The organism is Delftia sp. UME58 (assembly GCF_014170385.1).
In the GTDB taxonomy this organism is placed as follows: domain Bacteria; phylum Pseudomonadota; class Gammaproteobacteria; order Burkholderiales; family Burkholderiaceae_C; genus Comamonas; species Comamonas acidovorans.
This window is the reverse complement of record NZ_LZZV01000105.1, coordinates 98,947-110,862: the sequence shown is the minus strand read 5'-3', so window position 1 is coordinate 110,862 and position 11,916 is coordinate 98,947. Positions and strand designations below refer to the sequence as shown.

9 protein-coding genes are annotated in these 11,916 nt (G+C 67.9%); 5 read left to right on the top strand and 4 right to left on the bottom strand.

The features are described from left to right. Window positions 1-114 precede the first annotated feature (114 nt). The 4 genes from A9976_RS27335 (at window position 115) to A9976_RS27320 (ending at window position 7,090) form a co-directional block, all read left to right on the top strand. Window positions 115-2,742: a TonB-dependent siderophore receptor gene (locus A9976_RS27335; RefSeq protein ID WP_183021580.1), complete on the top strand. Its 2,628-nt coding sequence runs from the start codon at window positions 115-117 to the stop codon at window positions 2,740-2,742. Between the two features lie 200 nt (window positions 2,743-2,942). Continuing rightward, window positions 2,943-3,446: a sigma-70 family RNA polymerase sigma factor gene (locus A9976_RS27330; protein ID WP_183021579.1), complete on the top strand. Its 504-nt coding sequence runs from the start codon at window positions 2,943-2,945 to the stop codon at window positions 3,444-3,446. A gap of 10 nt (window positions 3,447-3,456) precedes the next feature. Beyond that, on the top strand, window positions 3,457-4,464 hold the full coding sequence (locus tag A9976_RS27325; RefSeq protein ID WP_183021578.1) for a FecR domain-containing protein: 1,008 nt from the start codon (window positions 3,457-3,459) through the stop codon (window positions 4,462-4,464). A 136-nt stretch (window positions 4,465-4,600) separates the two neighbouring features. Beyond that, window positions 4,601-7,090, top strand: coding sequence for a TonB-dependent siderophore receptor (locus A9976_RS27320; RefSeq protein ID WP_183021577.1), 2,490 nt, complete (start codon window positions 4,601-4,603; stop codon window positions 7,088-7,090). 6 nt (window positions 7,091-7,096) lie between these two features. On the opposite strand, the gene A9976_RS27315 is transcribed toward A9976_RS27320, so the two are convergent. From A9976_RS27315 to A9976_RS27305, 3 genes are all read right to left on the bottom strand, one after another. Beyond that, the gene (locus A9976_RS27315; protein ID WP_183021576.1) at window positions 7,097-8,179 is read right to left on the bottom strand and encodes a metallophosphoesterase; all 1,083 of its coding nucleotides are present in this window, start codon (window positions 8,177-8,179) and stop codon (window positions 7,097-7,099) included. A gap of 95 nt (window positions 8,180-8,274) precedes the next feature. Beyond that, the gene (locus A9976_RS27310) at window positions 8,275-8,775 is read right to left on the bottom strand and encodes a dihydrofolate reductase (protein ID WP_183021575.1); all 501 of its coding nucleotides are present in this window, start codon (window positions 8,773-8,775) and stop codon (window positions 8,275-8,277) included. Between the two features lie 21 nt (window positions 8,776-8,796). Beyond that, window positions 8,797-9,621 (bottom strand): thymidylate synthase, encoded by an 825-nt coding sequence (locus A9976_RS27305; RefSeq protein WP_183021574.1) that lies wholly within the window; start codon window positions 9,619-9,621, stop codon window positions 8,797-8,799. A 175-nt stretch (window positions 9,622-9,796) separates the two neighbouring features. Between A9976_RS27305 and A9976_RS27300 the strand changes: the two genes are divergently transcribed. Further along, entirely contained in the window at window positions 9,797-10,381 is a 585-nt protein-coding gene (locus A9976_RS27300; RefSeq protein WP_183021573.1) for a hypothetical protein, read from the top strand. Window positions 10,382-10,475: 94 nt separating this feature from the next. Here the strand turns inward: A9976_RS27300 and A9976_RS27295 are convergent, their stop codons facing one another. Then, window positions 10,476-11,900 (bottom strand): FAD-binding oxidoreductase, encoded by a 1,425-nt coding sequence (locus tag A9976_RS27295; protein ID WP_183021572.1) that lies wholly within the window; start codon window positions 11,898-11,900, stop codon window positions 10,476-10,478. Window positions 11,901-11,916 lie beyond the last annotated feature (16 nt).

Genomic DNA, 11,916 nt, shown 5'->3' with positions numbered 1-11,916 from the left:
CAACAACCGCGACGGCCGCGCACGCGCGTGGCGGGTGGACGCTCAACTGTCTGCCTGCCACCCACCGCGCACACCGCGACAGCGGGCAATGGACAAAGTGCAGCAGGAGCAGGGATGCAAGCAGGAAAAGAACACGGCAGCGCCGCCATGGGCGCGGGCATTTGGGGAGGAGAGTTTCAGCACAGGGGCAGGCCATGGCGGCGGGCAAGGATGCCGTCGCTGGTGGCCGCAGCCCTGGTTGCGCTGGCGCAGCCTGCGGTGCAGGCGCAGCAGCCATCGTCCGTGCAGGCGGGGCAGGCGGGGCAGGCGGGCCAGGCAGGGGAGCTGGCCTTCAGCATCGCGCCCCAGCCGCTGGCCGGCGCGCTGCGCCAGTTCACGCAGCAGGCCCAGCACCAGGTGCTGTTCGATCCGCAGATCGTTGCAGGCCGCACTTCGCCGGCCTTGCAGGGCCGCTTCACGCCGCGCCAGGCGCTGGACCGGCTGCTGGCCGGCACGGGCGTGACCGTGATCGACGCCGTACCGGGTGCCTACACGCTGAAGGCACCCGCCAGGGAGCCGTCGCCGGCAGCCGATGCGGCGCTGGGCACGGTGCTGGTCACGGCCCAGGCGCACGCTGGCGATACCACGGAGGGTTCGGGCTCCTACGCGGCCTCGCGCGTGTCGCTGGGCAAGGGGCAGAGCGTGCGCGAGACGCCGCAGTCCATTTCCGTGGTCACGCGTCAGCGCATCGAGGACCAGGGGCTGGTCTCCGTGGGCGACGTGATGCAGCAGACCACGGGCGTGACGGTGGACTACGCAGGCTCGGGTGGCCTGGGCGGCACGGCCAACAGCTTTTACGCGCGGGGCTTCCAGATCCGCAATGTCCAGATCGACGGTGCGGCGGTGGATGCCTTCAGCCAGGGCACCTTCGACCCCAACATGGCCATGTACGACAGCGTGCAGGTGATCCGCGGAGCGGACGGCCTGTACAGCGGCAATGGCGAGCCCGGCGGCTCCATCAACCTGGTGAGAAAGCGCCCCACGGCCCAGCCCCAGATGCTGGCCTCGGCCTCGGTGGGCAGCTGGAACCAGCGCCGGGCCGAACTTGATGTGGCGGGTCCCCTGGCTGCCGATGGCCGGGTGCGCGGCCGCGCCGTGCTGGCGCACAGCGACCGCGAGTTCTTCTATGACTACGCCGATGCGCGCAACACCTTGCTCTACGGCATCGTGGAAGCCGATCTCACGCCGGCGACCAAGCTGACCCTGGGCGGCAGCTACGACAGGTCGGCCAGCCTGCCCTGGCGCAGCGGCCTGCCGCGCGCGGCCAATGGCGACGATCTGCACCTGCCGCGCAGCACGGCGCTGATGGCCGGCTGGGGCCACTACGACAGAACCAACAAGGAACTGTTTGCCCAGCTGGAGCAGCGGCTGGAAGGCGACTGGCGCGTCCGTGCCCATGCCAACTACGTCAAGGTCGACAGCGACAGCCGTCTGGCGGACATGTCCGGGGCGGTGGACCCCTCGACCGGCCTGGGCGCGACGCTCAGCGGGTTCTCCAACGACTTCTATTCCACCAAGAAGGCGCTGGATGCCAACGTCAGCGGAACGTTCTCTCTGCTGGGGCGCAGGCACCGGCTGCTGCTGGGCGCGGACTGGGCCAAGATCCGCGACACGCAGGACACCTTTCTTTCCGAGGTGGATATGCCGGCAGGGGGGATCAGTGTGTTCGGCTTCGACCCGGGCGCCATTCCCTTGCCCAGCTTCGTCTGGAAGACGCGCAGCTTCGCGGGCTATGGCGCCACGCAGAAGGGCCTGTACGGCCGGCTCAACCTGAGCCTGACGGACCGGCTGACGGCCATCGTCGGCGCACGCCGCGCCAGCTATGCAACGCAGACGCCCTGGCTGCGCTTCGACCGGGCCGGCAATCTCACCAGCCGCATCGTGTCGTCCTATAGCGAGAGCGGCATCTTCACGCCCTATGGCGGCCTGGTCTACGACATCGACGACCGCTGGACGGCCTATGGCAGCGTCGCCGAGATCCACAAGTCCCAGGCCAATCAGCTGGGCGGGCCCTTGCCCGGCACGCCGCTGGACCCCATCAAGGGCCGCAATTTCGAGCTGGGTGCCAAGGGCGAGTTCAATGAAGGCCGTCTGCTGGCCTCCATGGCCCTGTACCGCATCGAGCGCAATGGCGAGGCCGTGGCCGATCCCTCCTACCCCAACACCGACATCGGCGACGCGGGCCTGAACTGCTGCTGGCTGAGCAAGGGCAAGGTGGTCAGCCAGGGCGTGGAAGGCGAGATCTCGGGCGAGCTGGCGCGCGGCTGGCAGCTGTTTGCCGGCTACACCTTCAACCGCAACCACAACAAGACGCCGGGCATCGAAGGCATCTACCACTCCGTCACGCCCAAGCATCTGTTCAAGCTGTGGAGCACCTACCGCCTGCCCGGCGAGCTGTCGCAATGGACGATTGGCGGCGGTGCCAATATCCAGAGCGCGCATTTCGTCAGCGGCTCGGCCAATGCCTTCAATCCTGACACGGGCAAGTTCGACGGCGCGGCCGTGCCCTTCAAGTTCAGCCAGGGCGGCTATGCCGTGTGGAATGCCAGCGTGCAGTACCGCATCAACCGCAACTGGCAGGCCGTGCTCAACCTGAACAACCTGTTCGACAAGGTCTACTACCGCACAGTGGGCACCAGCGGCGGCAACAACTGGTATGGCGAGCCACGCAACGTGATGCTGACGCTGCGCGGTAGTTTTTGAAGACCCCCTGAGGCGCTGCGCGCCTTCCCCCTGAAGGGGGACGACACCCTCGGTGCGAGGCGGCTCTTCCTCGGTGTCTCTGGTTCTGGAGCGCGCCGGTTTGCGAAGGGGCGGGCATCAAGGCCTAATCCTTATAGAATGAGAATCTTTCTCATTCATGTGGCGCACGGTTGCACGTGCTGCCGCGCCAGGAGCCTGTCTTGCCCGCCGCCCCCGCCGCTTTGCACCAAGAGGTCGATACGCTGTACCGCGTCCACCATGGCTGGCTCCAGGGCTGGTTGCGGCGGCGATTGGGCAACTCCACGGAGGCGGCCGATCTGGCGCAGGACACTTTCATGCGCCTGCTCGCGCGCAGCGAGCCCATTGCCGCACGCGAGCCGCGTGCCTTTCTGACCACGGTGGCGCAGGGTGTGGTGGCCAATTTCATGCGGCGCAGGCAGATCGAAGAGGCGTACCTGGCCACGCTGGCGCACTTGCCCGAGCCGCAGGTGCCGGGCCCCGAGACGCGCGCCATCCTGCTGGAGACGCTGGTCGAGCTGGACCGCCGCCTGGACACGCTGGCGCCGCCCGTGCGCCGTGCCTTCCTGCTGTCGCAGCTCGACGGCATGAAGCAGGCCGACATCGCGGCCGAGCTGCAGCTGTCGCTGGCCACCGTGCAGCGCCATATCGCCAAGGCCGCGCACTGCTGCTTCTTCGGCGGCTGAGCGCCAGCCCATGACCGAATTCCGCCACGCATCCACCGGCCTGCCCGTTTTTGAAGGCCCACCCGTTTCAGAAGCCGTTAGCCTGCAGGCCGTGCAATGGCTGGTGGCTCTGCAGGCCTGCGATGCCGGCGAGGACACGCAGGCCTCGTGGCGGCGCTGGCGTGCCGATCATCCCGACCATGAGCGCGCCTGGCGGCACATCGAGGCCTGCGGCCTGCACCTGCGCGATCTGCCCGCACCGCTGGCGCATGGGGCGCTGCAGCCGCGCCACAGCCGTGCGCGCGGCCGGCGCCAGGCCATGAAGCTGCTGGCCCTGGCTGCGTTCACGGGCAGCAGCGCCTGGTGGATACAAGGCGGCGATTGGCGCGAATGGTCGGCCGACCACCGCACGGCCACCGGCGAGCGCCAGGCACTGACCCTGGCCGATGGCACGCGCATCCACCTGAACACGGCAAGCGCCATCGACGTGCGCTTTGACGCCGGCCAGCGCCTGCTGCGGCTGCTGGGCGGCGAGGTGCTGGTCACCACGGCCAGCGACCCGCAGGCCCGCCCCTTTCTGGTTGAAACCGCGCAAGGGCGGCTGCGTGCGCTGGGCACGCGCTTTGCGGTGCGCCAGCGCGATGGCGCCAGCCATGTGGCCGTCTATGAGGGCGCGGTCGAGGTGCGGCCGGCCGACGCCCCGCAGGCCGTGCGCATTCTGGCCGCGGGCGAGCAGGCCGGCTTTGACCTCCGTGCCGTGGACGCACCCCAGCCCGCCGACGAACTGGCCGCCGCCTGGAGCACAGGCCTGCTGGCCGCGCGGGACATGCCGCTGACCGACTTCATTGCCGAGCTGGCGCGCCACCGCAGGGGCCGCCTGGCCTGCGATCCCGCGCTCGCCTCGCTGCGCGTCTCGGGCATGTATCCGCTGGACGATACCGACCGCGTGCTCGACATGCTGGTGCGCACCCAGCCCGTCGAGCTGACCGGCTTTGGCCGCTACTGGCTGACCGTGCGCGCCCGGCAGAACCGGACATGAGCCAAGACAGGCTGGATGGTTGTTGTTGTTGCGAATTGTTGCAATTTGATCAATGCCTGGACCCGTTGGCATGAGGTGTTTTCTTTTCTCGCGTGGCAAGTCCTGAAGAAGCCACTTTTCAGGGAAGAGATATTCCATGGTCCAACGACTTGCTCACACTGCGGCACCGGCCTTCCGGCGCCATTCGCTGGCACTGGCTGCCAGCACCACGCTGGCGCTGTGCGCCGTCAGCGCAGCCCTTGCGCCGCAAACCGCGCAGGCCCAGGCCCAGTCACCCTCCGAAGTGCGCAGCTACACCATACCGGCAGGCCCGCTGGAGGGCGCGCTGGCCCGCTTCGCCCAGGAAAGCCGCGTCATGCTGTCGTACACGGCGGCCGACATCGCGGGCAGGCGCAGCGCGGGCCTGAGTGGAAACCATGCAGCGCCTGCGGCCCTGGATGCGCTGCTGGCCGGCACGGGGCTGGCCGCCCATGCGCAGCCCAATGGCGGCTATGCGCTGCGCCCCTTGCCCGAGGTGCGCACATCGCGCGGCCAGGCCGCCGCTGGGGCAGAGGCGGGCCTGCCGGCCGTCATGGTGACCGACACGCGCATCCGTGACGGCGTCACCGAAGGCTCGGACTCCTACACCAGCGGCACGGTCACGCTGGGCAAGACCGCGCAGGCGCTCAAGGACATTCCGCAATCGGTCAGCGTGCTCACGCGTCAGCGCATGGATGACCAGGGCATGACCAACCTGCCCGACGCCATCCACAACGCCACCGGCATGGTGGCCGTGCAGGGCGTGGGCGCGGGCCTGGCCATCAATGCGCGCGGCTTCGCTGTGGACTCGCTGCAGTACGACGGCCTGCCGTTCACGCGCAATACCTACAGCCTGGGCAACTGGGAGCAGGAGTCGCTGGTGTTCTATGACCGCGTGGAGATCCTGCGCGGCGCGGCTGGCCTGCTGCAGGGTGCGGGCAGCCCCGGCGGCGCGATCAACCTGGTGCGCAAGCGCCCGGGCCGCGAGCGCTCCGTGGTGTTCACGGGCAAGCTCGGCTCCCATGACCACTACGGCCTGCAGATGGATGCCAGCACGCCGCTCAATGCCGAAGGCACGCTGCGCGGCCGCGTGGTGCTGGACGGGGACTACAGCCACGGGTTCACCGAATACACGCGCGACCGCGTGCGCAACATCTACGCGGCGCTGGACTACGACATCAGCGCCAGCACCACGGTGGGCCTGGCCGTGGGACAGCGCCACAGCCGCTCGCGCCCCATGATCGTGGGCCTGCCGCGCTTTGCCGACGGCAGCGACATCGGCCTGCCGCGCTCCACCTACACAGGCGCCATGTGGAACCGCGCAGGCAATGACCAGAACATGCTGTTCGCCGACCTGGAACACCGCTTCAATGCGGACTGGCGCTTCAAGATGGTGGGCATGGCCATGAACGAGAAGAACACCAACGTGCACCAGCGCGCCGTGGGTCCCATCAAGCCCGATGGCAGCGGCATGAGCTACGGCGATTTCGGCGTGGACTTCAACAACCAGCAGCGTGGCCTGGACATGTCGCTGTCGGGCCGTTTCAAGGCGCTGGGCATGGAGCAGGAAGTGCTGCTGGGAGCCAACTACGCTGGCTACACCACCAGCGACCGCTTCGTGCGCGCCTGGACCGCAGGCGGCAACATCTTCGATATAGACCACAACCGCCCCTGGCAGGACATGGAAAGCATCGCCGCGCGTGGCGTGGATGCGCGCAGCAACTACGACATCACGCAAAAGGGCCTGTACGGCACCTGGCGCGTCAGGCCCACGCAGGCGCTCACGCTGATCGCCGGGGGGCGCCTGGGCTGGTATGACTTCGCCTACCGTGCGCAATCGGGCGATTCTTCCACCAGCAAGACCACGGGGCGTTTCATCCCCTACGCGGGTGCCGTCTATGCGCTCAACGACAACTGGTCGCTGTACAGCAGCTACTCCACCGTCTTCGAGCCGCAGACCGCGCGCACCGTGCAGGGCGACCTCATCAAGCCGGTGCAGGGCCGCAACTACGAGGCCGGCATCAAGGGCGAGATGGCCGACGGCCGCCTGAACATGGCATTGGCCGTGTTCCGCTACGAGCACAAAAACCGCGCCGTCAACGACTACGACAGTGGCTTTGCCTGTGATGACTGGTACTGCTCGCGCTCCTCGGGCAAGGTGCGCAGCCAGGGCCTGGAGGCCGAGGTCTCCGGCAAGGTCGCCACAGGCCTGGAACTGGCGGCCGGCTACACCTACAACACCACGCGCTACCTGTCCGACCCCGACTACCAGGGCCAGATCTTCAACACCTGGACGCCCCGGCATATGCTGCGCCTGTGGGGCAGCTACCGCCTGCCGGGCGAGCTGGGCCGCTGGACGGTGGGCACGGGCGTGAATGCGCAGACCGACACCCTCAGCTCCGACCGGGCCTTCCGCCTGGCAGGCTTTGCGCTGTGGAATGCGCGCGTGGCCTACCAGGTCTCGCCCGAGCTGAGCGTGGCGCTCAACGTCGGCAACCTGCTGGACAAGCGCTACTACGTGCCTTCTTACAACACGGTGTCGGGCAACAACTACTACGGTGCGCCCAGGTCGCTGTTGCTGACGCTGCGCTACGCGCCGCGGATCTAGCGCGTGTTATGCGGCAGCGGCCGCCGCAACGCCAAACTCCTCGCTGTCCGCCTGGGCACCGTCGTCGAACACCAGGCGGCGCTCTGGCCAGCGCATGGCGGCGAGCTTGAAGCGCTGCTGCGGGTCCTCGCCGGCCAGGCGGGCGTTCCAGCGGCCGCCTACCGAGTAGTCCACGCAGAACACATTGCCGCGCCGGCCATGCCAGGACAACGGACCGGTCTGGCCGAAGAGGTTCTCGGCCTGGGCGCCGTGGAAGGACGGGCCGCCCCGGTTCAGGCGCCGCCAGTAGTGGCCCACGACCACGGCCTGGGCATCCTCATATTCGTTCCACCAGGCCACGCGCTCGACGAAGCGCCACTTGCCGCCCGCGTAGAAGGGATTGCGGCATTCACGCTCCACGCCCGAGGTCAGCACCTTCAGCGGATTGACCATGGCCTTGGCCAGTTCGCTCTCGCTGTGCGCGGGCAGGAAGGGCGGCAGCCAGTTGCGGTCTTCCAGGTCATGCGGCCATTGCTGGCGTTCGGCACGCATGCGCTCGGCCACCTTGTTGACCTGTGCCTGCTGGGCGGCCAGGGCCTCGTAGTGGTCGTAGGCGCTGCGTGCGCTGCCCAGCGGCAGCTCGCGCGCCATGGCGATCTGCTGCGGGCGCCAGGCCGCATGGACCACGCGCAGGTCCTCGCGCTCCATGGCAATGGGCAGGCGTTCCAGCAGGGCCAGGGTGCCAGGGATATCGCACAGCGGCATGCGCGCGAACGGCGCGTACTTGGGCGTATCGGAGGCCACGCGGCTGTCGAAGAACCAGCCGGAGCCGTCCTTGGCATCCTCGCGCAGCAGGTTGATTTCATGGTTGCCGAGCACGGCCAGCGCATGGCCCGATTCCAGCATGGGCACGACGCGGGCCAGCACGCCCGGGCTGTCGGGCCCCCGGTCGCAGAAGTCGCCCACGAAGACCAGGCGCCTGCCCTGGGGATGGCGGCCCAGCGCGTCGTAGCCCAGGTGCCCCAGCAGCTGGTCCAGCGCCTCGGACTCTCCATGGATGTCGCCGACGATGTCGAGCGGACCGGGGGGCAAGGGCTGGACGAGGCTCATGGCGAAGAGGCGCGAAAGACGGCGAAGGCGTGGAAAAACGACATTATTTGCACAGACCCGCCGCGCCCGCCAGCCCCGTGTGCGACAGGGGTATGTCAGCGTCGTTGCAGGCGCACAAAGCTGTAGGGCAGCCCGTTGGCGGCCACATGGCGGCTGCGTGACGCTTCCTGCCACTCGGGGCCGAGCGTGGGGGCGAAGGCATCGCCTTCGTAGTCGCGCTCTATCTCGGTCACCTCGATGCTGTCGGCCAGCGGCAGGGCCTGGGCGTAGATCTGGGCACCGCCCATGACCCAGACGTCGGCCGATGCCTGGAGGCCCAGCGCCAGGGCCTGCTCCAGGCTGGTGGCGTGCAGCACGCCGGGGGCGGCCGGCTCGGGCGCCCAGTCCGCCTGTCGCGTGACCACGATGTTGGTGCGCCCGGGCAGCGGCCTGAAGCGGGCCGGCAGCGAGTCCCAGGTCTTGCGGCCCATGACCACGGCCGAGCCCTGGGTCAATTGCTTGAAGTGCGCCAGGTCCTCGGGCAGGTGCCAGGGCATGGCATTGTCCTTGCCGATGACGCCGTTGGCGGCGCGTGCGTAGATGAGATGGATGGCCATCGGGCGGGTCTTTCTGCAGCCTCAGACGGCCACGGGGGCCTTGATGGGCTCGTGGTGCTGGTAGCCGACGACCTCGAAGTCCTCGTACTCGTAGTCGAAGATGGAGTCGGGCCGGCGCTTGATCTGCAGCGTCGGGTAGGCGAAGGGCTGGCGCGCCAGCTGGGTCTCGACCTGGGCGAAATGGTTGTTGTAGATATGGCAGTCGCCGCCGGTCCAGACGAAGTCACCCACCTGCAGGTCGCATTGCTGGGCCAGCATGTGGGTCAGCAATGCGTAGCTGGCGATGTTGAAGGGAACGCCCAGGAAGATGTCCGCGCTGCGCTGGTACAGCTGGCAACTGAGCTTGCCGTCGGCCACGTAGAACTGGAAGAAGGCGTGGCAGGGCATGAGCGCCATCTGCGGCAGGTCGGCCACGTTCCAGGCGCTGACGATGATGCGGCGGCTGTCCGGGTTGCTCTTGAGCTGCTTGACCACTTCGGCGATCTGGTCGATGTGGCCGCCGTCCGGCGTCGGCCAGTTGCGCCATTGCACGCCGTAGACCGGGCCCAGGTCGCCGTCCTCGCGGGCCCATTCGTTCCAGATGGTGCAGCCGCGCTCCTGCAGCCAGCGCACGTTGCTGTCGCCGCGCAGGAACCACAGCAGTTCCAGGATGATGGATTTGAGGTGCACCTTCTTGGTGGTGACCAGCGGAAAGCCTTCGGACAGATCGAAGCGCATCTGGTGCCCGAACACGCTGCGCGTACCCGTTCCGGTACGGTCGGTCTTGGACACGCCATGTTCGTAGACATGGCGCATGAAATCTTCGTACTGTGAGCGGGCAGGGCGGGGCGCGGCAGTCATGTTCATGGCGGGGATTATCCCTTGATGAATACGGCGCCTTGTCCGACGGTATCCATGCCCCTTGAAACAAGGTTTGCAACCCCGGGTGCGAAAATGGCTGCAGACGGGCGCCGGTGTCTTGCCTGGGCTTTCACACCGGCGCCCTGGTTTTTTCGCATCCGCTTTGACAAGGAGCTTGCGCATGTCTTCCATGCTCACCCCCTGGCAGGCCGGAGTCGCGCTGGGTGCCGCCATGCTGGCGCTGACAGCCTGCGATCCGCGCTCTCCCTCCGTTCCCACTCCCAAGGCCGTGCAGTCCGTGGCACTCGATGTGGCCGCGCCCGCGCCCGCATTGACGCTGAACTTTCCCGAGCGCACGCGCCTGCCGTCCACGGCCAAGGCTGGCGAGCCCGGCCTGGACAGCCTGGCCGAGTACCTGGGCAAGTACCCCTATGACGGCACCAACTACCTGGAGCAAGGCGTGCTGGCCGAGCGGCTCAAGGCGCTGCTGGGCACCAGCTACCCGACCCTGCTGAGCAATATGCGCACCGTGGGCCCGCTGACCAAGGAGGGCGATGTGTGGAGCATCGTCGGCCTGCGCCCCCACCAGGGCGGCGAGGAGATGGGCGCCATCGTGATCGACCCCGCGCGCAACGCACTGCGCGTGTGGCTGCTGACCGATGGCAAGCAGACCGACTTCTCCGACGCGGCCGGTGCCGACATCGCCTGGCCCAGCCAGGTGCAGAAGTCCTTTGCCGTGGTGGAGAGCAACAAGCCGGCTTCCTGATCTGCGCCTGGCCGCACCTGGCCGCGTTTGGATGCAAGAACGGGCAGCGCCGCGCTGCAGCCCTGCCCGTTCCTGAAAAGCCGGCGCTGCCCGATCAGGCGCGCGCCAGGATGCAGCCGGGATTCATCAGGCCTTGAGGATCCAATGCCTGCTTGATGGCGCGCATCATGCCCAGGGCCACGGGCGACTGGTACTTTTCCAGCTTGTCCACCTTGAGCGCGCCCACGCCGTGCTCGGCAGAGAACGAGCCTCCGAATTCGGCCACGGCCTCGTAGACCAGGTGGTTGACCAGGTGCTCGCGTTCATTGAGGAAGGCCTTGGCGTCGCCGCCTACGGGCGCCTGCACGTTGTAGTGCAGGTTGCCGTCGCCCAGGTGGCCGAAGTTGACCAGGCGCACGCCCGGGATCTCGCGCTGCAGCACGGCATCGGTGTGTTCGACGAAGGCAGGGATGCGCGATGCCGCTATGGAGATGTCGTGCTTGATGTTCAGGCCTTCCTCGGCCTGGGCCAGCGGAATGCTTTCGCGGATATGCCACAGCTCATGGGCCTGCGACAGGCTTTCGGCCACCACGGCGTCGAGCACGCAGCCGTCCTCGAAGGCCAGCTCCAGCAGCGCCTCGAAACGCTCGCGCGCATGCTGCTCGGACTCGCTGTCCGAGTTCTCGACCAGCACGTAATAGGGTGGCGCGCCGTCCAGGCCCGCAAAGGGCACGCGCAGCTGGGGCATGTGCTTGATCACCAGGGACAGCGCGAACTGGCCCATGACCTCGAAGCCCGTCAGCCCCGCACCCAGGTGCTTGTGCGCCATGCCCAGCAGGCGCACGGCCGCTTCCATGGAGGGCACGGCGGCAAAGGCCGTGAGCTGGGCCGCAGGCTGGGGGAACAGCTTCATGGTGGCGGCGGTGATGATGCCCAGCGTGCCTTCGCTGCCGATGAACAGGTCGCGCAGGTCGTAGCCGGTGTTGTCCTTGCGCAGGCCCTTGAGGCCGTCCCAGACCTCGCCCTGCGGCGTGACCACTTCCAGGCCCAGGCACAGCTCGCGCGTGTTGCCGTAGCGCACCACCTGGGTGCCACCGGCATTCGTGCCCAGGTTGCCTCCAATGGTGCAGCTGCCTTCGGCGGCCAGCGACAGCGGGAACAGCAGGCCCTCTTTCTCGGCCAGTTCCTGCAGGCTTTGCAGGATGCAGCCGGCCTCGACAGTGAAGCTCAGGTTGTCGCGATCGATATGGCGCACGGCATTCAGGCGCGTGAGGCTGAGCACGACCTGCGTGCCGCTGTCGTCCGGCGTGGAGCCCACCGACAGGCCGGTGTTCCCGCCCTGCGGGATGACGCTGGTGCCCGCGGCCGCGCATTCGCGCACCACGGCGGCCACCTCGGCCGTGCTCGCCGGGCGCACCACGGCCAGGGACTTGCCGCGCACGCGGCGGCGCCAGTCCTGTTCATAGGCGACGAGGTCGCCTTCGGTGAGGACATGGGCTTCGCCGACGATCTGGCGCAGGCGTTCAAGCAGTGCAGTCATGTTGCAACTTCTTTCA

Excerpts from the sequence above, each read along its gene's own strand:
- A9976_RS27335 (WP_183021580.1), top strand. The coding sequence starts at position 115 with ATGCAAGCAGGAAAAGAACACGGCAGCGCCGCCATGGGCGCGGGCATT.
- A9976_RS27325 (WP_183021578.1), top strand. The coding sequence starts at position 3,457 with ATGACCGAATTCCGCCACGCATCCACCGGCCTGCCCGTTTTTGAAGGC.
- A9976_RS27320 (WP_183021577.1), top strand. The coding sequence starts at position 4,601 with ATGGTCCAACGACTTGCTCACACTGCGGCACCGGCCTTCCGGCGCCAT.
- A9976_RS27315 (WP_183021576.1), bottom strand. The coding sequence starts at position 8,179 with ATGAGCCTCGTCCAGCCCTTGCCCCCCGGTCCGCTCGACATCGTCGGC.
- A9976_RS27310 (WP_183021575.1), bottom strand. The coding sequence starts at position 8,775 with ATGGCCATCCATCTCATCTACGCACGCGCCGCCAACGGCGTCATCGGC.
- A9976_RS27305 (WP_183021574.1), bottom strand. The coding sequence starts at position 9,621 with ATGAACATGACTGCCGCGCCCCGCCCTGCCCGCTCACAGTACGAAGAT.
- A9976_RS27300 (WP_183021573.1), top strand. The coding sequence starts at position 9,797 with ATGTCTTCCATGCTCACCCCCTGGCAGGCCGGAGTCGCGCTGGGTGCC.
- A9976_RS27295 (WP_183021572.1), bottom strand. The coding sequence starts at position 11,900 with ATGACTGCACTGCTTGAACGCCTGCGCCAGATCGTCGGCGAAGCCCAT.